At 34.8% G+C, this 24,826-nt stretch carries 17 protein-coding genes, 2 tRNA genes and 2 rRNA genes; 6 read left to right on the top strand and 15 right to left on the bottom strand.

Annotation, left to right across the window (positions count from 1 at the left end; genetic code table 11):
* Nucleotides 1–54: 54 nt before the first annotated feature.
* The 8 genes from FH779_RS04720 to FH779_RS04685 all read right to left on the bottom strand — a co-directional run bounded on the left by FH779_RS04720 (nucleotide 55) and on the right by FH779_RS04685 (nucleotide 10,302).
* Nucleotides 55–2,838 (bottom strand): 23S ribosomal RNA (locus FH779_RS04720).
* Nucleotides 2,839–3,005: 167 nt separating this feature from the next.
* A tRNA-Ala gene (locus FH779_RS04715) sits at nucleotides 3,006–3,079 on the bottom strand.
* 42 nt (nucleotides 3,080–3,121) lie between these two features.
* A tRNA-Ile gene (locus tag FH779_RS04710) sits at nucleotides 3,122–3,195 on the bottom strand.
* A gap of 185 nt (nucleotides 3,196–3,380) precedes the next feature.
* Nucleotides 3,381–4,899: ribosomal RNA gene (locus FH779_RS04705) — 16S ribosomal RNA — on the bottom strand.
* The 16S and 23S rRNA genes sit together here with 2 tRNA genes alongside, the layout of an rRNA operon.
* A 1,012-nt stretch (nucleotides 4,900–5,911) precedes the next feature.
* Entirely contained in the window at nucleotides 5,912–7,045 is a 1,134-nt protein-coding gene (locus tag FH779_RS04700; protein ID WP_115001196.1) for an efflux RND transporter periplasmic adaptor subunit, read from the bottom strand.
* 24 nt (nucleotides 7,046–7,069) lie between these two features.
* Complete coding sequence (locus FH779_RS04695) at nucleotides 7,070–8,326, bottom strand: ABC transporter permease (protein ID WP_180906246.1); 1,257 nt, start codon at nucleotides 8,324–8,326, stop codon at nucleotides 7,070–7,072.
* Entirely contained in the window at nucleotides 8,326–9,555 is a 1,230-nt protein-coding gene (locus FH779_RS04690) for an ABC transporter permease (RefSeq protein ID WP_038335694.1), read from the bottom strand. The genes FH779_RS04695 and FH779_RS04690 overlap by 1 nt, the downstream gene beginning before the upstream one ends.
* 57 nt (nucleotides 9,556–9,612) lie before the next feature.
* A complete protein-coding gene (locus FH779_RS04685; RefSeq protein WP_135836687.1) occupies nucleotides 9,613–10,302 on the bottom strand; it encodes an ABC transporter ATP-binding protein in 690 nt (229 codons plus the stop codon).
* A 174-nt stretch (nucleotides 10,303–10,476) separates the two neighbouring features.
* On the opposite strand from FH779_RS04685, the gene FH779_RS04680 reads away from it, so the two are divergent.
* Complete coding sequence (locus tag FH779_RS04680; RefSeq protein ID WP_180906245.1) at nucleotides 10,477–10,977, top strand: GbsR/MarR family transcriptional regulator; 501 nt, start codon at nucleotides 10,477–10,479, stop codon at nucleotides 10,975–10,977.
* A gap of 412 nt (nucleotides 10,978–11,389) precedes the next feature.
* Nucleotides 11,390–11,764 carry a membrane protein gene (locus FH779_RS04675; protein WP_038335690.1) on the top strand — a complete coding sequence of 125 codons (375 nt, stop codon included), beginning with the start codon at nucleotides 11,390–11,392 and terminating at the stop codon, nucleotides 11,762–11,764.
* A gap of 42 nt (nucleotides 11,765–11,806) precedes the next feature.
* Here FH779_RS04675 and priA read toward each other — a convergent pair whose 3' ends face one another.
* Entirely contained in the window at nucleotides 11,807–14,266 is a 2,460-nt protein-coding gene (gene priA, locus FH779_RS04670; protein WP_180906244.1) for a replication restart helicase PriA, read from the bottom strand.
* A 148-nt stretch (nucleotides 14,267–14,414) separates the two neighbouring features.
* On the opposite strand from priA, the gene FH779_RS04665 reads away from it, so the two are divergent.
* Nucleotides 14,415–14,726, top strand: coding sequence for a cupin domain-containing protein (locus FH779_RS04665; RefSeq protein WP_180906243.1), 312 nt, complete (start codon nucleotides 14,415–14,417; stop codon nucleotides 14,724–14,726).
* Nucleotides 14,727–14,793: 67 nt separating this feature from the next.
* Nucleotides 14,794–15,102, top strand: coding sequence for a hypothetical protein (locus tag FH779_RS04660; RefSeq protein ID WP_180906242.1), 309 nt, complete (start codon nucleotides 14,794–14,796; stop codon nucleotides 15,100–15,102).
* 51 nt (nucleotides 15,103–15,153) lie between these two features.
* Here the strand turns inward: FH779_RS04660 and FH779_RS04655 are convergent, their stop codons facing one another.
* The gene (locus tag FH779_RS04655) at nucleotides 15,154–16,326 is read right to left on the bottom strand and encodes a proline dehydrogenase family protein (protein WP_180906241.1); all 1,173 of its coding nucleotides are present in this window, start codon (nucleotides 16,324–16,326) and stop codon (nucleotides 15,154–15,156) included.
* Between the two features lie 132 nt (nucleotides 16,327–16,458).
* Entirely contained in the window at nucleotides 16,459–16,707 is a 249-nt protein-coding gene (locus FH779_RS04650; protein ID WP_180906240.1) for a type B 50S ribosomal protein L31, read from the bottom strand.
* A gap of 294 nt (nucleotides 16,708–17,001) precedes the next feature.
* Here FH779_RS04650 and FH779_RS04645 point away from each other — a divergent pair, with 294 nt between their 5' ends.
* A complete protein-coding gene (locus FH779_RS04645) occupies nucleotides 17,002–18,390 on the top strand; it encodes a hypothetical protein (protein WP_244958026.1) in 1,389 nt (462 codons plus the stop codon).
* A 39-nt stretch (nucleotides 18,391–18,429) separates the two neighbouring features.
* On the opposite strand, the gene FH779_RS04640 is transcribed toward FH779_RS04645, so the two are convergent.
* The 4 genes from FH779_RS04640 to FH779_RS04625 all read right to left on the bottom strand — a co-directional run bounded on the left by FH779_RS04640 (nucleotide 18,430) and on the right by FH779_RS04625 (nucleotide 21,196).
* Nucleotides 18,430–18,891, bottom strand: a complete 462-nt coding sequence (locus FH779_RS04640) for a hypothetical protein (protein ID WP_180906239.1) — start codon at nucleotides 18,889–18,891, stop codon at nucleotides 18,430–18,432.
* Between the two features lie 56 nt (nucleotides 18,892–18,947).
* The gene (locus FH779_RS04635; RefSeq protein WP_180906238.1) at nucleotides 18,948–19,406 is read right to left on the bottom strand and encodes a LexA family protein; all 459 of its coding nucleotides are present in this window, start codon (nucleotides 19,404–19,406) and stop codon (nucleotides 18,948–18,950) included.
* 11 nt (nucleotides 19,407–19,417) lie between these two features.
* Nucleotides 19,418–20,674: a Y-family DNA polymerase gene (locus FH779_RS04630; RefSeq protein WP_180906796.1), complete on the bottom strand. Its 1,257-nt coding sequence runs from the start codon at nucleotides 20,672–20,674 to the stop codon at nucleotides 19,418–19,420.
* 93 nt (nucleotides 20,675–20,767) lie between these two features.
* A complete protein-coding gene (locus tag FH779_RS04625; RefSeq protein WP_180906237.1) occupies nucleotides 20,768–21,196 on the bottom strand; it encodes a CC0125/CC1285 family lipoprotein in 429 nt (142 codons plus the stop codon).
* 270 nt (nucleotides 21,197–21,466) lie between these two features.
* Between FH779_RS04625 and ccsA the strand changes: the two genes are divergently transcribed.
* Nucleotides 21,467–24,757, top strand: a complete 3,291-nt coding sequence (gene ccsA / locus FH779_RS04620) for a cytochrome c biogenesis protein (protein ID WP_180906236.1) — start codon at nucleotides 21,467–21,469, stop codon at nucleotides 24,755–24,757.
* Nucleotides 24,758–24,826 lie beyond the last annotated feature (69 nt).

Below are 24,826 nucleotides of genomic sequence, written 5' to 3'. Positions count from 1 at the left end.
AATCTTTTTAATTTTTGATATTGCTATCATTATCTTTGATTCGTTGTACTTTTTAAGAAAAAGTCTATGGGTAATTAGTACTACTCGACTATGACATCACTGCCTTTACATCTATAGCCTATCAACGTTGTAGTCTACAACGACCCTTTAAAGAAGTCTAATCTTGCGGCGAGTTTCGCACTTATATGCTTTCAGTGCTTATCTCTTCCAAACGTAGCTACTCAGCGGTGCACCTGGCGGCACAACTGATACACCAGAGGTTTGTTCAACACGGTCCTCTCGTACTAGAGTCAACTCCGCTCAAACTTCTAACGATCACAACAGATAGAGACCGAACTGTCTCACGACGTTCTGAACCCAGCTCGCGTGCCACTTTAATGGGCGAACAGCCCAACCCTTGGGACCTTCTCCAGCCCCAGGATGTGACGAGCCGACATCGAGGTGCCGAACCTCCCCGTCGATGTGAGCTCTTGGGGGAGACTAGCCTGTTATCCCCGGAGTACCTTTTATCCTTTGAGCGATGGCCCTTCCATACGGAACCACCGGATCACTATGTCCTGCTTTCGCACCTGATCGACTTGTTGGTCTCACAGTCAAGCACCCTTATGCCATTACACTCTACGCACGGTTACCAAGCGTGCTGAGGGTACCTTTGAAAGCCTCCGTTACTCTTTTGGAGGCGACCACCCCAGTCAAACTACCCACCATGCACTGTCCTTCTATAAAGAAGTTAGGCTCCAAGTAAATAAAGGGTGGTATTTCAACAATGACTCCACAATACCTAGCGATACTGCTTCATAGTCTCCCACCTATCCTACACATTATTTACCCGAAGTCAATACAAAGCTATAGTAAAGGTTCACAGGGTCTTTTCGTCCCGTTGCGATTAACCGGCATCTTCACCGATACTACAATTTCACCGAGATCATGGTTGAGACAGTGCCCAGATCGTTACACCATTCGTGCAGGTCGGAACTTACCCGACAAGGAATTTCGCTACCTTAGGACCGTTATAGTTACGGCCGCCGTTTACTGGGGCTTCAGTCAAAACCTTCGAATTACTTCTAAGCTCCTTCCTTAACCTTCCAGCACCGGGCAGGTGTCAGACCCTATACGTCATATTTCTATTTTGCAGAGTCCTGTGTTTTTGATAAACAGTCGCCTGGGCCTTTTTACTGAGGCTGACATTGCTGTCAGCGACCTTTCTCCCGAAGTTACAGGTCTATTTTGCCTAATTCCTTAACCATGAATCGCTCGAGCGCCTTAGGATACTCTCCTCGACCACCTGTGTCGGTTTACGGTACGGGCTGCACATCTCGCTATTTCTTGGAACAATTTTCAGAGGATTATCACTCTAACCGAAGTCTTCGTGTACTATCCCTACTTTACGTAGGTTCAACGTACTATTCCGTCAGTACGCACCTCCTACAATCATTCGTCACTTTTATTGAGTGCAGGTACGGGAATATTAACCCGTTTGCCATCCACTACCCCGTTAGGGTTCGTGTTAGGTCCCGACTAACCCTCAGCTGATTAGCATAGCTGAGGAAGCCTTAGTCTTACGGCGAATAAGTTTCTCACTTATTTTATCGTTACTCATGCCTACATTTTCTTTTCTAAAAGCTCCACCATCCATTACCAGATGACTTCTGCGCCGTTAGAATGCTCCCCTACCAGTAGTACTTTTGTACTAATCCATAGCTTCGGTAATATGCTTATGCCCGATTATTATCCATGCCGGATCGCTCGACTAGTGAGCTGTTACGCACTCGTTAAATGAATAGCTGCTTCCAAGCTAACATCCTAGCTGTCTATGCAATCCAACCGCGTTTTTTCAACTTAGCATATATTTGGGGACCTTAGCTGATGGTCTGGGTTCTTTCCCTCTCGGACATGGACCTTAGCACCCATGCCCTCACTGCCTAGAAACATATATTAGCATTCGGAGTTTGTCAGGAATTGGTAGGCGGTGAAGCCCCCGCATCCAATCAGTAGCTCTACCTCTAATATACTTAACTAAACGCTGCACCTAAATGCATTTCGGGGAGTACGAGCTATTTCCCAGTTTGATTGGCCTTTCACCCCTACCCACAGGTCATCCGAAGACTTTTCAACGTCAACCGGTTCGGTCCTCCACTTTGTGTTACCAAAGCTTCAACCTGCCCATGGGTAGATCACAAGGTTTCGCGTCTAATACTACTGACTATAGCGCCCTATTCAGACTCGCTTTCGCTACGGCTCCGCACCTGAAGTGCTTAACCTTGCCAGCAACATTAACTCGTAGGCTCATTATGCAAAAGGCACGCCGTCACTCCGAAGAGCTCCGACCGCTTGTAGGCGTACGGTTTCAGGTTCTATTTCAACTTTCTATTCGAAATGCTTTTCACCTTTCCTTCACAGTACTAGTTCACTATCGGTCTTTGAGGAGTATTTAGCCTTGGAAGATGGTCCTCCCATATTCGGACAGAATTTCTCGTGTTCCGCCTTACTCGTTATCAACTTAATAAAAATTTCATTTACGGGACTATCACCCTCTACGGTTAACCTTTCCAGGTTATTCTATTATCATTATAAAGTCTTTAGGGCTAATCCGCGTTCGCTCGCCACTACTTACGGAATCTCAATTGATTTCTTTTCCTATTGGTACTTAGATGTTTCAGTTCCCAACGTTCGCTCTCACTTACGTGAGTGACATGTCTTCAACATGCCGGGTTGTCCCATTCGGAAATCTACGGATTAATGCGTATGTGCCGCTCCCCGTAGCTTATCGCAGCTTATCACGTCCTTCATCGCCTCTCAAAGCCTAGGCATCCGCCGTACGCCCTTTGTAACTTTTTTCTCGATTTAACCGTCATATTATTGAGCGGTTATGTTAATCTTACTCGTTTTCTTGATTAATTGTATACCTTATATAAACTTTGATTTATCTCTAAATCTGTTTTGATTGTATGTTTTTTTTCAATAATGTCAATGAACTCTTCTATTAGTCATAAAAACTAATTTTGTGGAGAATATCGGAGTCGAACCGATGACCTCTTGCGTGCAAGGCAAGCGCTCTAGCCAGCTGAGCTAATCCCCCTCTTTTTACGTATTACGTAGAACGTTTAACGTTGTACGTTTGTAGTCTCAGGCAGACTCGAACTGCCGACCTCTACATTATCAGTGTAGCGCTCTAACCAGCTGAGCTATGAGACTCTTTAATACTCTTAAAGAGTGGTCTTTTTAGTTGTAAGATTTTAGTATTGAGAGATAAGTATTTAGATTTATCTAAGTTCTCAATTCTAATATCTAACTTCTAATATATTTATATAATACTACAGAATAAAAAGCCGAATCAAAATCAATCTTCTACTAATAGAAGAAAATTCGTCGTTCTCTAAATATGAGATGTTCCAGCCGCACCTTCCGGTACGGCTACCTTGTTACGACTTAGCCCTAGTTACCAGTTTTACCCTAGGCAGCTCCTTTTACGGTCACCGACTTCAGGTACCCCCAGCTTCCATGGCTTGACGGGCGGTGTGTACAAGGCCCGGGAACGTATTCACCGCATCATGGCTGATATGCGATTACTAGCGATTCCAGCTTCATAGAGTCGAGTTGCAGACTCCAATCCGAACTGAGATAAGTTTTTGAGATTCGCATCTTGTTGCCAAGTAGCTGCCCTCTGTACTTACCATTGTAGCACGTGTGTAGCCCAAGACGTAAGGGCCGTGATGACTTGACGTCGTCCCCACCTTCCTCGCGGTTTGCACCGGCAGTCTCATTAGAGTCCCCGTCTTTAAACGCTGGCAACTAATGATAGGGGTTGCGCTCGTTGCAGGACTTAACCTAACACCTCACGGCACGAGCTGACGACAGCCATGCAGCACCTTGCATTCTGTCCGAAGAAAAATCTATTTCTAGATCTGTCAAATTGCATTTAAGCCTTGGTAAGGTTCCTCGCGTATCATCGAATTAAACCACATGCTCCACCGCTTGTGCGGGCCCCCGTCAATTCCTTTGAGTTTCATTCTTGCGAACGTACTCCCCAGGTGGGATACTTATAACTTTCGCTTAGCCACTGAATCCGAAAATCCAACAGCAAGTATCCATCGTTTACGGCGTGGACTACCAGGGTATCTAATCCTGTTCGCTCCCCACGCTTTCGTCCATCAGCGTCAGTTTATGTTTAGTCACCTGCCTTCGCAATTGGTGTTCTGCGTAATATCTAAGCATTTCACCGCTACACTACACATTCCAGCAACTTCAACATCACTCAAGACTAACAGTATCAATGGCAGTTTCATAGTTAAGCTATGAGATTTCACCACTGACTGATTAATCCGCCTACGGACCCTTTAAACCCAATAAATCCGGATAACGCTTGCACCCTCCGTATTACCGCGGCTGCTGGCACGGAGTTAGCCGGTGCTTATTCTTCTGGTACCTTCAGCTACTTACACGTAAGTAGGTTTATCCCCAGATAAAAGTAGTTTACAACCCATAAGGCCGTCATCCTACACGCGGGATGGCTGGATCAGGCTTCCACCCATTGTCCAATATTCCTCACTGCTGCCTCCCGTAGGAGTCTGGTCCGTGTCTCAGTACCAGTGTGGGGGTTCACCCTCTCAGGCCCCCTAAAGATCATCGTCTTGGTGAGCCGTTACCTCACCAACTAACTAATCTTACGCATGCCTATCCTACTGCGATAAATCTTTCAAAAATTCATGATGCCATGATTTCTATTATAAAGTATTAATCCTCCTTTCGAAGGGCTATCCTTTTCAGTAGGGCAAGTTGCATACGCGTTACGCACCCGTGCGCCGGTCTCTATCTCCCGAAAGAAATATACCCCTCGGCTTGCATGTGTTAAGCCTCCCGCTAGCGTTCATCCTGAGCCAGGATCAAACTCTCCATTGTAAATAATTTTTTTTGAAGCGTTAGCTTCTGTTTTTTACAACTTCGAATTTCCTATAGCTCCATTATTCAAGGATTGACTTCGTTTTATTCGGCTATTTTTTCTTCTGTATATTTTATAATTTCAAATGAACTCCTCATCTTAGCAAAACCTCTCGGTATTTGCGGTTGCAAAGGTAATACTTATTTTTTAACTAACAAATTTTATTTCGAAAATTTTTAAAGTTTTTATTTTAATAAGTCAATTTACTTTCACTCCAAAACTCCTTTCAGAATCGGTTTGCAAAGGTAAAACTTATTTCTAAACTCGCAAATTTATTTTTAAATAATTTTTGTCGCTATATAAGTCCCTATGTCAATTTCAATACTACTCGTCTTTCGTATTGCGGTTGCAAATATACGCCTGCATTATTCGTTTTTCCAAACATAATTTACATTTATTTTACATTCTTCTCTTAAGTTGCTGGTACGATGGGAAATATTTTTTGAAATATTTGACGGTTTACGCTAAACGGTAGACGAAATAGAGAGATTTATGTGAAAAATTAATATTTACTTTCATTTTTTTCTTGATAAAAAAACGAAACAAAAAAATCAAGACCTCAACAAAAAGGCTAAAATGAATCATTCTGCGCGAAAAGATTTAAAAACCTATCGGCTAAATCTTTTTCTTCGCTTCGAATTTCTTCATTTATGAACGCCTTTTTATTGAAAGGTCGTTCTTAAATTCGATTATACAGGAGAATTTGTTTTTTTTATATTTGGGTCGATGTTATATAATTTTTACAGCAATGAAATGATTAGACGATGATGGTTTGCTGAATCAAGCAAAGCAACAGCGGATACTTTGTGGTTATCTACTCGGGAAGAATTGTCGCAAAGTGAGAATAGGTTATTCAATATAGTTAATATATAATATTGAAACGAATTCAATATGACATCATAATTAAGTTTTTATAAAATCGGAATAACAGAAATAAAAAAGGAGAATACTTAGTTCTCCTTTTTTATCTTATTAATGTGGACCGTTACCGTTTTTGTCTTTTTCTAAATCGGTATTCCAAATTTTGATTTTATCTGTTTTTTTCAAGCCAGATTTTACTTGAACGTTCACACCATCTGTAATTCCAAGAGTGATGTATTTCTTTTCGTACTTCGCATCTTGTCCTTTACCAGAAGTGAGAATCTCAACATATGGTTTTTGGTTTTCGTCGTAACGAACATGCGCTGATTTTACCAACAATACATTTTTCGCTTCTTGCGTCACAACCTCAGCGTTTGCAGAATATCCTGCACGAATAAAATTATCAGAATCTAATTGAACCGGCGCTTTAATTTCGAACTGCACTACTCCATTCGTTGCAACTCCTTGAGGGGAAATAAAATCAAGAATCGCTGTAAAAGTTTTGTTCGGAATCGCACCGATCGATACATTAATTTTCATTCCTTCTTTTAATTTACCTACCTCAGCTTCATCAACTTTTCCTTGGAAAATCATTTTCTTAACGTCAGCCATCGTAGCGATCGTCGTTCCTGTAGAGAAATTATTGATCTCCTGAACCATATTCCCAACCTCAACAGGAATATCTAAAATCATTCCCGAAGTTGTTGCCGTAATACGCGTTGTTGCATAAGCTTCCAAACCAGGAGCAATACCTGTTTGCGCAACTTTGTAATCGTTTTCGGCAGCTTTTAATTGTTGTTGAGCTGATTTATATGTTGCATTTGCATTATCATAATCTGCACGAGGCAAAACACCTTGATTGTATAAAGTAGATGTTCGATTAAAATTACGACGTTCTTGATCGACCGTAATTTGTGCCGCTTGAATAGACTGACGAGCTGCATTTAACGATTGAACATTAGGAACAACTTTCAGTTCGCAAATCAACTGACCGCGCTCTACATATTGTCCTTCTGCAACATTAATCGATTTTATAACACCTGAAATATTTGGCTTAATTTCAATTGTTTCCAACGGTTTTACTTCACCAGTTGCAACAGCTTTCACCTCGATATTTCCCATAAAAGGTGTTGTCGTTTCATAAACTTCATTGTCTTGGCTATTCTTTTTACCGAAATACGCAATCACACCGATTACAGCACCGATAAAAACGACAATCATCAAAATCTTTAGAAATTTTTTCATTCTTTTATATCTGTTAAGTTTTAGTTATTCATCTCTCAATGCATCAATAGGTTTGATTTGAATTGCTCGTTGAGCAGGAATCAATCCCGCTAAAGTTGCCATAACCACCATCACCGCTAAAGCTGTAAAAAGTGTAAACAAATCGATTGATGCATTATATAAAGGTATGTTTTTATTTGATGGAATGATGACTTCGTTGAGAACCATTAGCAAGAGTGCTGCAAAAATAATTCCGCCTAAACCTGCAATTAATGTTAAAACTACTGATTCTAACAAAATCTGCCCGCGAATTTGAGCAGGAATCGCACCTAATGCTCTTCGAATTCCAAATTCTTTTGTACGTTCTGAAACCGTAATCAATAAAATACTTGCAATCGCAATAACTCCAGAAAATAATGTCATTCCTCCTACAACAATTGCTAGGAATTGCATTCCTTTTACGAATTTCATAATCTTCCCAAGCATTTCACCTAAATTAAAACCTCCAATTCCTTGGTCGTCATCAGGCGAAATATTTTTAATCTGTTTCAGATATGTTTTTAATTCTTTTTCGAATGCAACAATATCATAATTATTAGGCAAACTCAAACTTAAATATTGAATCGTTTCCCCTTGATTGTATATTTTTTGAAATGTTGTAAACGGAATAAACACTTGATCTTTGCTCTCTACAGGTGAAGAAGGTGTGTCGTAAACGCCGACAATTGTATAATAACTATCGCTAATTCTGATTTCTTTTCCCAAAGGTTTTGGTTTATCACCAAAAAATTGTTCCGCTACTTCAATTCCAATTACACAAACTTTCGATTCAGTTTTGATATCATCTTCATTGATAAAACGACCTTGAATAATATCTTTCCCAAACATTCGGTTTTGATCTGGATAATCTCCATTAACCGTGTAAAAATTATATTTTGTTCCGTAAGTTAATATAGAATTTGGTTTAGAGTTTCGAGGTGCTAACAACGAAATTTGAGGAAAACGAGCCTGAATTTGACGAACATCACTCATTTTCAATTCAATTGTGCGACCTTTCTGAAATCCTTGATACGGCATCGATGTTGTTCCTCCCCAAACAAATAATGAATTGGTTGCGGCATCTGCTAAATTTCGGTCAAAACCATTTTGCAAACCACGTGTTACGCCTAACAATAAGACAAATAAAAACATTCCCCATGCGACACCAATCATCGTCAAAATAGTGCGCAATTTATTTTTACGAATCGCCGCATAGACTTCGCTCCAAGCATCTGGATCAAAAACAAATTTTATAAAGTTCATTATTCGTCTCTTAAAGCATCAATAGGTTTAATACGTGCTGCATTCAAAGCTGGAATTAATCCAGAAACTGTTCCTGCAACAAATAAAATAATACAAGCCATGACCAACGAATTGGTTTCTACGCCTGGATTATAAATAAAATATTCTTCTAAACTATCACCAATATTTTCTACAACAAGTGCCGCTAAAGCAATTCCTATTGCTCCGAAAATAATTGTAATCATAATTGCTTCTTGTAAAATCAATCCCAAAACATTGGCTGGTGTTGCGCCCAAAGCTTTTCGAATACCAATTTCTTTGGTACGCTCTTTTACACTAAACACCATAATATTTCCGATACTTACGATTCCTGCAATCAAACTTCCTCCACCAATTACAAATACAATAATTGTCAAAATCAAGAAAAATTGATTGGTATCTTCCATTGCATCGGCTGCATTTCGCACCCAAATTCCACCATAATCAGAAGGCGCAACATTGTGTCGGCCTTTTATATTATATTCGATTGCATTTGCTAGTTTAGATATATCAGCCAAAGCCATTCCATCTTTTGGCGTTACAATAATTGATGAAACTTTATCCGTCGCATAAATCGTTCTAAATGTTGTAAAAGGCGCATACAAAGCACGCTCAGCATTATCGCCACCATCTTTACTTTCGAAAACACCAACCACTTGATACATACTTGAACCTAATTGCAAATACTTACCAATAGCAATTTGATTTGGAAAAAAATCTTGCGCAACCAATCGTCCAATAACAATTGATTTGGATTGATTTTCCATATCTTTTTTATTGATAAATCGACCAAGCGTTACATTTTCATTAATCATTGATTCATATTCTGGATAAACTCCAGTAATCGAATAACTTCCTGAATTAGCTTCATTTCGAATTGTATCACTTTTTGAAATTGTACTTACAATCGATTTTATTTCATCTGGAAAAGAATGTTTAATAAAATCAAAATCTTTTACGTCCAATTCTATGGTACGTCCTTGTTTGAAACCATTGTAAGGCTCAGTTGTCGTTCCGCCGTTAACAGTAATATTTAATGAATTTGCTTTAAAGAATTCTTGTTGAAATCCGTTCTGCAAACCATTTCCCAATCCATACAATGTAATAAACACAAAAAGCGCTAAAGCGATTGTCAAACCCGACAATGCCGTACGCAATTTATTACTTGCAATGGACGACCATATTTCGCTCCAACGGTCTGTATCAAACATATTTTATATTTACGATTCTTTGATTTATGATTGACGAAGTTTGAAATCCGAAAATCATTAAACTCTTACTTGTTCTACTTTTTCGTCACTTACTATTACACCATCCTTCAGACGAACAATACGTTTACACATATTTGCAATATCATCTTCGTGCGTCACCATTACAATAGTTTTACCTTCGTCATTAATTTCTTGAATCAAGTGCATTACTTCTTGCGACGTCTTCGTATCCAATGCTCCCGTAGGCTCATCTGCCAATAACAATTTTGGTTTTGCAGCCAAAGCACGCGCTATTGCAACACGCTGTTTTTGTCCACCCGAAAGTTCGTTTGGCATATGAGTAGCCCAAGGCTCCAACCCTACTCTCTCCAGATAACTAAGCGCAATTTTATTTCGATCCGAACGTTTTACTTTTTGATAATACAACGGCAAGGCAACATTTTCTAAGACATTTTTGAAACCAATTAAATTATACGATTGAAAAATAAATCCTAAAAATTTGTTTCGATAATTAGCCGCTTTAGTTTCGTTTAATTTCTCGATTCTAACGCCATCCAATTCATAAATACCTGTATCATGCTCGTCCAACATCCCAATGATATTCAATAAAGTTGATTTCCCTGAACCCGAAGATCCCATAATCGCAACAAATTCACCTTCCGCAATCTCAAGGTTAATTCCTTTGAGTACGTGAAGTTTATTTTTTCCCATTATGTAGGATTTATTTAAATCTCGAATAGATATCATAGATTGTTGTAAATTTCAATAAAGATAACAGATAAGTCGAAATTATCAGAAAAATGTTACAAGCAAGTTTAAGATTTATCTAAGAATCTGTTAATGAAATATTTTTTAAAATTAATTTTCAATAATTTTTGAAAGTTTAGAAATTTATATATATTTGTGTAAATAATAATTGCAATGAAATTAGAAGAATCAAAAGAAAAATTTGTTCAAACTTGGGGAACTTTCGCTGTTAATTGGGGAATAAATCGCACAATGGCACAAGTTCATGCATTATTATTAACGTACAACGAACCAATTTCTACTGATCAAATCATGGAAGAACTGCAAATTTCGAGAGGAAATGCAAACATGAATTTGCGTGCTTTGATGGATTGGGGAATTGTGAGAAAAGAATTGATAAAAGGAGAACGTAAAGAATATTTTGTTGCCGATAAAGATGTTTGGTATTTGTTCAAACAAATTACAAAAGAACGCAGAAAGCGTGAAATAGAGCCGGTAATTGATTTTTTAGAATCATTAAAAAACATTGACGATCAATCTGATGATGCAAAAGAATTTGCAAAATTGTTACAAGATTTATCTTCTGTTTCGACAAAAATCAATAATATAATGGACCTTGCCATAAAGTCTGATGAACATTGGTTGGTAGGAAAAATCACGAATTTGATGAAATAATCAATTCGTATTTTTTTGAATTATAAGTTTCAAAAATTATTGAAAATTCAATATGCATAATATTATTTCGTATATCATTTATCTAATTATTACTTTCTACATCACCATTTTTGTTGGTTGGAAAGTGTATAAAATTGGTTTTATATACCTGACAAATTTAATCGACAATCATTCTGTTTGTCAATCTATTAATAATCTTTTATTGATTGGTTATTACTTGGTCAATCTTGGATTTTCGGCAATAAGTTTACAAAATTGGGAGCGAGTTGATTCCATTACCATTATGTTTTCGTCCTTGTCCTACAAAATTGGATTTATATTATTAATTCTCGGAATATTACATTTTATTAATTTATCGATTATTTATATCGCAAGAAAAAGCAAAAAAATAAACACTTAAACACAACAAATTATGACAAATTACAATCTAATTGCATATTTGGTTTACTTACCAGTGGCAATATTAATGACAATCGCAGTTTCTAACGTTTTATTCAAAAATGGAAAAATATTTATGTACGATATTTTTCATCAAAAAGAAGATATTGCAAGCGCAACAAATTCATTGTTCAAAATTGGTTTTTATCTTTTGAATATTGGTTTCGCCATGCTAATTGTTTACATGACTTCTATCGCAACAACCGAAGATTTAATTGTAAGATTAAGCACAAAAATTGGAGGATTCGCCATTTATTTAGGAATAATGTTAATGCTAAATCTATTCTTATTTATGAAAGGTAGACGTCGATCTTTGCAACAACAATATTTAAGAAGCCTAGAATCTTAACAAAAAAACCTTCCAAAAGTTAACTTTTGGGAGGTTTTTATTTTAAACTGGATCTACATCTACATCAATTCGTACAGAGCGAAAAGCCGCAATTGTATGCAGTTGATCTATTTTTGATTGAATTAAATCTTTTACTTTTTGAGGTGATTGATTTGGTCGAATTTTAATCATCACATCTGTGATATACAAATTATTGATTCGTCCAATCGAAGGCGCTTCAGGACCAAGTAAACATTTTGCATCAAAACTTGGTTTAAGCAAAACAACCAATTGAGCCGCTGTTTTATCCAAACGTTCTTTATTTTTATGCTTGAAACGCAACTTGATTAACCGAGAATAAGGCGGATACAAAAATTCTTTGCGCTCATACAAAATATCCTTCATCGTTGGCGCATAACTGTAAGTTGTAACATTTTGCAAAATCTGATGTTCAGGTTGAAAAGATTGAATCAATACTTTTCCTTGCTCTTGTCTACGACCTGCACGACCAGAAACTTGCGTTAACAATTGAAATGCTTTTTCGTGCGCTCTAAAATCTGGAAAATTCAACAAAGAATCCGCTCGAATAACACCAACAAAATTAACATTTCCAAAATCAAAACCTTTTGTAATCATTTGCGTTCCAATTAAAATATCAATTTCTTTATTCTCGAAATCTTCAATTAATTTTTCGTAAGCAAATTTCCCGCGCATCGAATCTACATCCATTCTTCGAACTTTTGCATCAGGAAAAATCGTTTGAACTTGCTGTTCTATCTGCTCCGTTCCCAAACCTTTTGTATTCAATTCGTGCGAACCACAACTTGGACAACGCAAGGGTTTCGCTTGCGCATAACCACAATAATGACATTTTAGTTGATTCGAGAATTTATGATATGTTAAACTGACATCACAATTTGGACATTCGGGCGTATGACCACACGTATTACATTCCATAATCGGTGCATATCCACGCCGATTCTGAAACAAAATGACTTGTTTTTTTTGATGCAATTGATTGAAAATTTCATCACGAAGTGTATGTGAAATATCTTCTGTAATTTCTTTTTCCTTTTGCGCTTTTTTGAGGTCAACCAAATTAATTTCGGGCAATTTTATGTTTCCAAAACGTTCCGTTAATTCGACATAACCATATTTTTTATTTTTTGCATTATAATAACTTTCAGCCGAAGGCGTCGCCGAACCTAACAAAACCTTTGCGTTCATCATTCCTCCAAGCAACATCGCCATATCGCGTGCATGAAAAAATGGTTTTATATCCATCTGCTTGTAAGACGATTCGTGCTCTTCGTCGACGATAATCATTCCCAAATTATCAAAAGGCAAATACAACGCTGTTCGTGGACCAATGATAATATCGAAATCACCATTCAAGGTTTTTTGCCACAATTCGACACGTTCATTTTGATTGAATTTCGAATGATAAACTCCTACTCTTTCTCCAAAATGTTTTTTAATGCGATGAACAATTTGCGTTGTGACCGAAATTTCTGGCAATAAATACAACACTTTATTTCCTTTCGCAATTACTTGCTCCATCAATTTTAGATAAATTTCTGTCTTTCCACTTGATGTTACACCATGCAACAAAACAGTCGATTTATCTTTAAAATCTTCTTTAATTTGATTTAGAGCAGCAGTTTGTTTCAATGTCAATTCTGAAATCTCAGTTACATCTTTCTCCTGTTCTTCTACACGAGAAGTTTGATGTTGATAAATTTCGACCGCTCCTTTTTCTGCTAACGATTTAAGTACTGCATTTGTCGCTCCTTGTTTTACAAAATCTGCCACTTTTAGCGGTTTTTCTTGTAATTGCGTCTCTAATGTAATCAATTGCAACAAAGTTTCGCGCTGTTTTGGCGCTTTATTTAATTGATTTAAAATCTCAATAAAAGCAGTTTCATTTCCTTTTAAATCAGGATGTAATCTGACATAATTATCAATTTTTGGCGTATATTTTTCGTTAAGTTTTTCATCTAATCGAATAATTCCTTTATCAATTAATAATTTAAGTGTTGGAATTGCTGATTTTTCATCCACAATTAAAGCTGCTTCTTCAACCGAAATTATTTCTCTTAATTTCAATGCTTCAAAAACTAAAAATTCATAATCATTTAATTCTTCAATTGTTTCATAATTTGGATTAATTAATCGAACAAAAGTTTGAAATTCTAATTTTAACGCAGAAGGAAAAGCATTTCTGAAAACATCACCCAACGAACACATATAATAATTTGCCATCCATTCCCAAAAATTAATTTGTGTTTGCGTGACCAAAGGTACGTCATCCAAAAAAGCATGAATCGCCTTTGTTTTGTATAACTCTGGTGCATTTTGATGAATAGAATGTACAATTCCTGTATATAATTTTTGCGTTCCGAAAGGCACGGAAACACGCTGACCAACTTTAATTTGCTGTAAATCAATTTCAGAAAGATGATACGTAAATGTTCCATTTAATGAAAGGGGTAAAATAATTTCGGCAAAATAATTAATTGTCATTTTATAGGATTAAAAACGCAAGTTAAACATTTTTTTGTGTTAAGAATGAAGATTACCATTGCTTAAAATTTCACAAATTATTAATATTTCATTTTCAGACAGTTTGAAGAATTAATACTAATTTTAAGAGAATTCAAAAACTATCATTATGTTACATGCCATTTTAGATCAGATTTCGGAATCGGAAAAACCAATTATAAAAATCATTTTCAGAAATGATGATACGCGTGTTGTTGCTTTTGGACTGAAAAAAGGTTTGAAATTAATCGATCATCAATTACCTGTAAATGCAAAAATTTTGATGTTGAAAGGTGAAATAGAAATTGACTCAAAAATTGAGATTGTCAATCTAAAAGAATTTGACGAATATATTCTTCCGCCAAAAGTTATTCATCAAGTGACTTCTTTACAAGATTCGATGATGTTGGTTATTCTAAATTTTAATGAAAAAAGTTTTTAAAATAGTTAAGCTCTATTTATTTACTCTATAAAAAACTTTATATTTATGATTATTAATTTATCAAAATATGAAACTACTTTTCACATTAACTACTCTCTTTACTTTAGCCCTATCTTCTTGTAGTACAAATATCAAACACGATCGATTATTTACAGGAACAATTGTGAGAGATTGTACAGGAACTTACATTCGTGTTGATGATAAAGAGGATTATTTGGTTTGTAATAATGAAATGCTTTCGGACAAAAAAGAAGGTGAAATAGTAAGTGTTATTTATGATTTTGAAAAAACATGCAAAGAGTTAGAAAATAAAGCAACTTGTATGATGTATCACGAACATAAAGGCAAGATTAAAATCAAGAAAAATAATAATTAATTAAAAAATCCACTCAAATTGAGTGGATTTTTGCTTGATATAAAAACACGATTATTTCGATTTTTTACGACGCTCTAATTCTTTTTCGATCAACATCAATTCTCGTCCAGTTTGTCCTGCAACAGATGTATTTTCTTGCGCACGACGAACCAAGTAAGGCATTACTTCTTTGATTGGTCCATATGGTAAATATTTAGCAATATTGTATCCTAAATGCGCCAAGTTGAATGAAATATTATCACTCATTCCGAATAATTGTCCAAACCAAAAATTTGGATTATTTTTCTCGATTCCGTTTTCGTTCATCAATTTGATTAACAATTCGCAACTTTCTTCATTGTGCGAACCTGCGAATAAACCAAAACGTTCATGATGAGAAGCAATAAATTCTAACGCTAAGTTATAATCTCTATCCGAAGCTTCTTTGTTTGGTTGAATTGGAGATGGATAACCTTCAGCTTGCGCACGTGCACGTTCTTTCTCCATATATGCTCCACGCACAATTTTGAATCCTAAGAAATATCCTTCGCGTTCTGCTTTTGCATACATTTCTTTCAAATAAGCCAAACGATCATGACGATACATTTGCAACGTATTCCAAACTAAAGCACGCTTTGTGTTATATTTCACCATCATTTCGTCAGTCAAATCATCTGCAGAACCTTGCATCCAAGTTTCTTCTGCATCTACCATGATATTAACATCTAACTCATATCCTTTTTGACATACAGCCTCGAAACGTTGACGAATATTTGCCCAAGATTTTTCTTCTTCTGCAGTTAACGTTTGTTTCTTTCCTACTTTTTCAAATAATTCGATTCGACCAAATGCAGTTGGTTTAAAAACTACAAATGGAATTGATTGATTAGATTTTGCTAAATCAACCAAGTGTAACATAACGTCACGAACTTCGTCAAATTGTTTTTCTTCTGTTAATCCTTCGATAGAATAATCTAAAATAGAACTTACGTGATATTTAAATAATTCATTTGCGACAACCACACCTTGTTCTGCCGTTTCTCCTCCTACAAATTGTTTGTAGATTGTTTCACGAATTACAGGTTTTACAAATGGGATATCTACCGCAAATGGTAAATTAAAAAACTTAGTTCCAAAACTTGTCAATGCGGGGCTTCCGATTAACTTGTATAAGTAATACGCTTTCTTTAAATCTTTATCTGATTTCGATTCGAAAGCAAACTGTGTATTGTCGAATAAAGACATGTGAGTTAACTATTTTTTGTGTTAATATAACGTTACAAATTTATAATTAAAACCTGATTAAACTAAAAAAACCTACAAGAAATTCTTGTAGGTTTTTGATATATTTTAAAGATTGCAAATAGTTGCCTATTCTTATCCTTTTTTAGCGTATTTGCTTCTGAATTTGTCGATACGTCCTGCAGTATCAACCAATTTAGATTTACCTGTGTAAAATGGGTGAGATGTAGAAGAAATCTCCATTTTGATTAATGGGTACTCTACTCCGTCAACAACTAATGTATCTTTAGTATCAGCACAAGATTTTGTGATGAATACATCTTCGTTAGACATATCTTTGAATGCTACCAAACGGTAATTTGTTGGGTGGATATCTTTTTTCATTTTTTTAATCTTCTTTGTTAACTTTATTGGAGTGCAAAGATAATATTATTTACAGAATGTTACAATCAATTTTATTGAAAAAACATTTAAAACAATACGTTAAGCAAATTTAATTTCGAGTGTAATGGGCTTCTTAAAATTAAACCTGCACTTCTTGTACACATTTTTCGTGGTGCAAATATAAACATTTTAGTAATTCGTACAAATATTTTTGGTGAATCTATTCATAAAAATCTAATTTTTATCTTTGTCCATCTACAATAAAACCTATTATTTGCTGTTTAAACTTATATAATGAATCATAACTTTATGAACGTAAAAACATTAATCGCCGGACTTGGTATTGCTTCTTTGATTGGTTTTCAATCTTGTCGCGATGATTTTGACTATGATCCTATTAGTTCTGAATTGCGTTTTAGCAAAGATACCGTTTCCGTAGATACCGTATATAATTTTTCTAAATCTGAAACTTATCTTCTTAAAATTTATAATCCTGAGAATGATGATCGCGTAATTCCAAAAATATATTTGACACGTGGAAATAATTCATTTTTCAATATAAATGTAGACGGAAAAGCAGGAACAAGTTTCGAAAATGTACCGATTCGCAAAAAAGATAGTTTATTTATTTTTGTTGAAGTAAATGCACAAGAAGCGCCTCTTAATCCACTTTACGATGACGAAATTAATTTTGAAACAACTAATTCTTCTAAAAAAATTAAGTTACTTTCTTGGATAGAAAAAGCTAAAATTCATACAAAAGATGCTACAATTTCTTCTGCAAATTGGAATGTGAACGAAGCCCAAGTAATTGATGGAAATTTAACGGTTACAAGTGATTTAACAATTGATAAAGGAGCTAAAGTTTATTTCAAAAAAGGAGCAAGTTTAACAATTGGAAACAATGCAAAACTTACTGTGAATGGAGCTTTGAATGAAGAAGTAAAATTTCGTTCGGCGCGTCATGACAACAAATACGATTCGATTCCTGATCAATGGAACAAAATCGAATTAGCTCCAAATAGTACATCGAAAATCAATTATACAAAAATTATTGGTGCGGATACTGGTTTACACGTAAATAACTCGAAATTAGATATTAGTAACGCCAAAATTGTCAATAATCAATCGTATGGAATTTTAGCTACAAACGCTACAATTACAGGTTACAATTTAGTGATGAATAATAGTAATTTGGCAACTTTAGCAATAGAATATGGAGGTTCGTACGAATTTTATCATTCTACTTTTGCCAATTATTACCATTTTGCGACAGGTGCTGGTCCAGCTTATTCACTTTTCTTGAGTAATGAAAACAATGATAAAAATGTTTCGGCTTTAACAAAAGCAACCTTCGGGAATTGTATTTTTTATAATGATAATACGCCGAATGCTATTTTATTGGATAAAAAAGATGGTGCGGCTTTCAATTATTTATTTGATACCAATATTATTCATAATGTAGATACTTCAACGTTAAATGTCACAACTGCGCCAAATTTCTTGGCAAGTATTACGTTGGATCCGATGTTTGAAAATACAGAATATTTTGCAAATAAATTAGCGGTGAAAAACGAATCGCCAGCAAAAGGGAAAGGAAAAGTAACTTTTGCACAACAATATCCGTTAGATTACAATGGACAACCACGAGGAACAACTCCTACAATTGGAGCATTTCAATAAAAATAAATAAGGTCGAGTAAAACTCGACCTTATTTATTTTTATTTATTATTTAACTGAACAGATACTTTTCCTTTAAACTCATCTCCTTTAAAATTGATTCTATAACTTTTATAAGATTCTAAATGAATAGATTCTTTTTTATTCATTTTTCCTTTCGAAGCACTACCTATTTGAGTTAATTCTTTTCCTGTATAATCTACTATCGAGAAATCCATTAAACCATTTTTTTGTTTCACTTCATAATCTAATTCAAGTTCTATATCTTGATTTGTTTTCAAGAAATAATAAACTTCTCCTTGCATTTGTGTAAAGTCCAAAACGATTTGATTATTATTTCGTCTAATCACTTTTGTTGCCGAATATGTTGTTCCTTCTGTTTTATAAATTCCATCAATACTCAAATATCTTGACGCATTCGTTGACACATTAGAAACAGTTGAAATTGTCACACAAGATTGTACCAACATCACTGCAAAACACAATAAAATAAATTTTCTCATAACATCATATCTTTACTATTAAGATGCATGTTTTATAAAAAAGTTACAACAAAGGTTTAAATTCTATTCGTTTTTTCTCGTACCAAAACACCCACAACACCTAAAATAACCACCTCATCATTTTCGTGTATTTGTACACAATCTTTGTAATTTGGATTTATTGCTATTAATTTATTGTTTATTTTATCAAAACGTTTCAACGTATAATCTTCATTATTAACGGAAACAATAATATCATCATGATGCAACGGAATAAGATCTGTCCGAATCACCAAAATATCATTTTTTTGATAAACAGGATACATCGAATCTCCACCAACGACAATCAAAAAAATAGATTCGGGATGCGTTAAATAACGTTCATCCAAACTTATTTTATCATCTACAAAATCTTCTGCAGGTGAAGGAAATCCAGCATTTACATGACCAAAATTCGGAATATATTTTTTCTCACCATCTGTATTTATCACAAAAAGATTGAGTTCTTTGTCTAACATTTTTATCTCTCCATTCATTTTTCTATCATTTAATACACCACCAACAAATCTTTCCACTTCGTTGTATAACAAGGTGATAAATTATTTTGACGCATTTTCCACGTTTTATTCAAATCTTGCGAAGCTAATTTTATTTTTGCTGCACCAAATTTTTTGTTCAACAAATCGATGACTTTCATCAAATCTGGATGATTTGGATTTTCTTCTTCAAAAAGCGATAATTGTTTTTGATCTGACGAAACAATTCCAGATACCACTACTCCAGCCTTTTTGTACTCATAACCATCTTTATAAATTTGCTCAAACGCTTTAATTGCAAATTTGGACAACGTAATACTTGAATTCGATTCGTAAGGTAAATGGACCGAAATTGTACGGTAATATTGCGGTTTATTTCTATCAAAATTATTGGTCTGAATAAAAACTGTAACCAAATTGCAAGACGAATTCTGTTTCCGAAGTTTCTCTGCACACGAAACCGCAAAAGTAGCAACACGCTCTTTTACATATTCAAAATCGTTGGTATATTCTTCAAAACTACGCGTCGTTGCAATACTTTTCTTTGCCGAAATCGCTTCTAAATCTAACACCGCTTCACCTAACAAATCTTTTTTCAAACGCAAACCTACTATCGAAAATTCTTTCCGAAGAAAATCATCTTTTAATTGTACAAAGTCCAACGCTTTATTGACACCAATCATTCTCAAACGTCGTGACATTCGTCTACCAACTCCCCAAACATCTTCGATATTTAACCATTTTAACGCTTTATGGATTTGTTCTTGAGTCTGAATAACATAAACTCCTTGATGAACTTCTGGAAATTTTTTCGCAATATGATTCGCTAATTTCGCCAAGGATTTAGTTGGTGCAATTCCAACACAAACTGGCAATTTTGTAAACTGATAAATTTTAGATTTGATTTCTAATCCGTAATTTTTCAAATCAAAACGATCAAATCCATTCAATTTTAAGAAACATTCGTCTATCGAATAAATTTCTTGATCGGGCGAATACAACGATAAAATCGACATTACACGATTGCTCATATCCGCATATAATTGATAATTTGACGAAAAAACTTTGATTTTTTTCTGTTCAAAAATACGTTGAAATTGATGCGCAGGCGCACCCATTGGAATTCCAGCTAACTTCGCTTCGGCAGAACGCGAAATTACACAACCATCATTATTAGACAATACTACAATTGGCTGATGAAGAAGCTTCGGTTGAAAAACACGATGGCAACTGGCGTAAAAATTATTACAATCTATCAATGCGAACATAATACAAAGTTGAGAAGTTAAAACGCCACATTGTGTCATCGAAAATGTTAATTTATTCAAAAAAAAAACCACTCAAATGAGTGGTTTGTATCCTTATTTAATTTTATATTTTTTATGCAAATCTTTTATTACAACAGCTGGTTCATAAACCGTTTGAAATTTTATTGGTTTACTGTTTTTGAAATATTGTACTTTCAGCCACGTATCATTATTATCTAACTTTGTATAGCTGTTACTTTTTTCCAAGACTTTATCGTTCACCGTACTTAAAATTGCAAAATAATCAAAATTATTACGCTGACCAATTTCTGCTGCTCTCAACAAAGCATAGTCAAACGTTTTGTCTTTTTTATTGTATTCGTTTCCATCAAAACTAACAATATACGTATCATTGTTTACCTTTTCTTCGGTATAACCGCCTGTACCATTATCTTTTTGGTATGCAACAGCCTTGCTGTTATGACAACTTGCTAAAGCAAAAATGAAAGCTCCAGCACATAAAATTTGAGTTAATTTTTTCATATCATTATAATTGGTTATTGTGCTTTAACAAAAGTTATTCCTTTTAAGATATGTTTTTGATATTTCTAAATATTTTCTTAACAAATTATTTTTGAAGAAAATACTTTTTTATAAACATTTCTGATTAATAGTATGTTTTTCACATATTTAAAATCAATTTCGGTGCAATATATTTAACATTCTATTAACTCATTGATTCTAATAAAAATCATTTAAGTTTTAATGCTTTATCTGATAAACTCACCTATTTTTGTAAATCAATTATAAGTAATGAGTAAATTAGAAAAATATCTATTTTCTACCAGAACCATGACGGTCTTGCTATTCATCTACGCAATCGCCATGGGTTATGCCACTTTCATTGAAAATGACTACGATACGGCTACTGCAAAAGCTGTTATTTACGAGGCAAAGTGGTTTGAGGTATTAATGATTTGGTTGATCGTTTTGTTCTTAATGAATATCAAACGATACCGATTATGGTCAAAGGAAAAATTGCCTTTATTGGTTTTCCACTTAGCATTTTTGTTTATTTTTATTGGAGGAGGAATTACTCGTTACATCAGTTTCGAGGGTGAAATGCCTATTCCAGAAGGAGGAACAAGTAACGAAATTACATCGTACAAATCTTATTTCAAGATGATGGTTGATGATGGTACACAACGTTTAGCATACGATAATCATCAATACAACATGACGTATTTTGACAGAAAAGATAGTACAAGTTCTTTGTTCCGTAGACACTTTGAAGGTGAATATCAGTTCAAAGATAAAGTCATTAAATTAAAAACTTTTGATTACGTACCTCACGCTTTAGATACAGTTGTAAGAAAAAAAGAAGGAATTAATGTTTTAGAAATCGTGACAGTTGGACAAACTGGACGTAATTCTGTTTTCATCAGAAATGGTGAAATCAAAAGTGTTAATGGAACTTTAGTTTCGTACAATAGACCACAAGATGGTGCGGTACAAATTACTGGAGAAGGAGAAAATTTGGTTATCAAATCGCCTTTCGAAGGAGAATATGTGCAAATGGCTGGACAACAAGTTGGACAAATTACAGACATGCAGAAATTGCAAGAAGGTGCTGGAAAAGTTGAGTTTAATGTCCCTGCTCCATTAAAATTACGTTCGTTATATACAATCAACGGAGCGCAATTTGTAGTTCCAAATCCGGCTTTCAAAGGTGAAGTTTTATATCGACAAGGTTCTAAATTTAAAGCAGAAGAAAAAAATCTTCCTGGTGCAATTAGAGCCGAAGTTATTGTTGGTGATAAACGCGATACAGTAACAATTGTTGGAGGAAAAGGTGTCACAAATTATTCTGCTGACGTACAAATTGACGGAATGAATATTTCGTTAGGTTACGGTTCTAAATTAGTAAAAGTTCCATTTAGTATTCGTTTAGATGACTTTATTTTAGATCGTTACCCTGGTTCTACAAATCCTTCTTCTTTCGAATCTAACATTACAGTTATCGACGAAGGAAAAGAAACAAAACATCACATTTATATGAACAATGTAATGGATTATAAAGGTTACCGTTTCTTCCAATCGAGTTATTTCCCAACAGAAGACGGAACTATTTTACAAGTTAACCAAGACTGGTGGGGAACTAACATTACCTATTTAGGATACTTCTTATTATTTGGAGGAATGTTTGTTTCATTATTCTGGAAAGGAACTCGTTTTACACAATTAAACTCTTTATTAAAAAGTTTACATACCAAAAAAGTAAATATCTTACTTCCACTATTTTTACTTTCTGGATTAGCATTTGCTCAAAATCCTAGTACTACTGATGGAGGAAAAAATGGACATCAAAAAATTCAGACTGATTCGGAAAAAGGTAATGTTCATTCATCAGAACACATTGGTAGTTTTTCTACAAAAATGGCTGATGGAGATGAATTAGCAAAGAATGTAAAAATTCCGGACGAACACGCTGATAAATTTGGTCATTTACTTACACAAGATATCGAAGGACGTATAAAACCTGTTAATACGCAAGCTTTAGAAATTCTTAGAAAAGTTTACAAAAAAGATAAATTTCACGGATTATCTGCCAATAAATGGTTTATTTCTTTGCAATTAGATCCTGCTTATTGGGTAAATGCTCCAATGATTGAAGTTGGTGATAAAGGAGGTGATCGTTTAAAGAAGATTACAAGCGCAAACGAAGATGGTTACACATCTTTAATGAATTTGATTGATCCAAAAACGACTCGTTTCAAATTAGACAAAGCCTATAACGAAGCATTCTCAAGAAAACCTTCAGAGCGTTCTAAATTTGATGAGGAAGTGATTAAAGTTACAGAGCGTTTCAATATTTTAGATCAAACTGCAAAAGGTTATCAATTAAAAATAATTCCAGTTCAGAATGATCCTTCAGAGCGTTGGACTTCTTGGATTTATCAAACACAAGAAAATCCTGTAGAAATCGATACAATGGCACTTGGAATGATTAGTGTTTATTTTAACATGGTTTCGAAAGGATTAGAAAATGGTAATTGGACGCCTGCAGATAATGCAGTAGATTATATCGATAAATACCAACAAAAATGGGGTAAAAATGTTGTGCCTTCTCCAACAAAAGTTGAGATTGAGGTGTTATACAATAAATACAACGTTTTCTTTTGGGTGATGATTGCTTATTGTATGGTTGGTGGAGTCTTAATGATTTTATCATTCATTCAGTTATTTTCAGAAAGCAAAGCACTGCATCGAATTATCAATGTTTGTTTGGGATTAATATTTATTGTCTTTATCATACAAGCCGCAGGACTTGGTGTTCGTTGGTATTTAACGGGACACGCACCTTGGTCTAACGGTTACGAAGCCATTGTATTTATTTCATGGATTAGTGTTTTAGCTGGATTGTTATTATACAAAAACCGAAACGCATTTATTCCAACAACAGGAGCTATGGTTGCTGTAATTATGATGGGATTTGCGCACGGAGGTTCTATGTTAGATCCACAAATTACACCATTAGTACCAGTTCTAAAATCGTATTGGTTAATTGTACACGTTGCGATTATCGTTTCATCTTATGGTTTCTTTGGATTAAGTGCTATTTTAGGAGTTTTCTCATTAATTATCATGATGATTAAACCAAATAAAAAGATTGAAATTTCACTAAAAGAAATGACTTACGTTTCTGAAATGTCATTAACAATTGGAATTTTCTTACTTACTGTTGGTACATTCTTAGGTGGTATGTGGGCAAACGAATCTTGGGGACGTTACTGGTCTTGGGATCCAAAAGAAACTTGGGCTTTCGTTTCTGTAATTGTTTATGCAGTTGTTTTACACATGCGTTTAGTTCCAGGATTAAGAGGGAAATTAACTTTTAACATCGCTGCAATGTGGGCTGTTTGGACAGTAATTATGACGTATTTTGGCGTTAACTATTACTTATCTGGATTACATTCATACGCAGCCGGAGATCCAATTCCAATTCCATTTTGGGTTCCTGCAACAGCAGTCGCAATGTTAGTTTTATCTATTGCAGCTTGGTATTTCCAAAACAAAGTTTACCATGTAAAATCAAAAGATTAATTTCTTTGAATATTATAAATGTTAAAAGCTCATCGAAAGGTGAGCTTTTTTATTTTGGTTTTAATAATC

The sequence above is a fragment of the Empedobacter falsenii genome, assembly GCF_013488205.1.
Lineage (GTDB): Bacteria > Bacteroidota > Bacteroidia > Flavobacteriales > Weeksellaceae > Empedobacter > Empedobacter falsenii_C.
This window is presented reverse-complemented; position numbering and strand designations above follow the sequence as displayed.